The sequence below is a fragment of the Sulfitobacter sp. HI0040 genome (assembly GCF_001634885.1).
Classification (GTDB): Bacteria; Pseudomonadota; Alphaproteobacteria; order Rhodobacterales; family Rhodobacteraceae; genus Sulfitobacter.
Map to the genome: position 1 here is coordinate 1 of NZ_LWEX01000391.1, position 210 is coordinate 210.

A 210-nucleotide genomic window follows, 5' to 3' on the forward strand; every position below is an offset into this window, starting at 1 on the left:
TAGCTGGCCTGTGCGCCGGTCATCGGCTCATCGCCAGTTACCCAGTCTTCGGGGTCCTTTTCGGCGTTTCCAGTCGGGTTGCTCTTTGGATTGTCGGTCATTTTGTTCACCTCTTGTTCCAAAGGTTAACGCTGGCCCTGCCCCCGAAGTTCCCGCCTATGCAGCTGTCCGTTTAGTAATCAGCACATAGACGATGACCGCAGTGATCGC

At 55.7% G+C, this 210-nt stretch carries 1 protein-coding gene; it reads right to left on the reverse strand.

Translation table 11 applies throughout. From position 1 onward, the window contains the following. Nucleotides 1–101: DUF3072 domain-containing protein (locus A3728_RS24005; RefSeq protein ID WP_150120852.1), on the reverse strand; the 101-nt coding region annotated here is incomplete at its 3' end. Between the last annotated feature and the right edge of the window lie 109 nt (nt 102–210).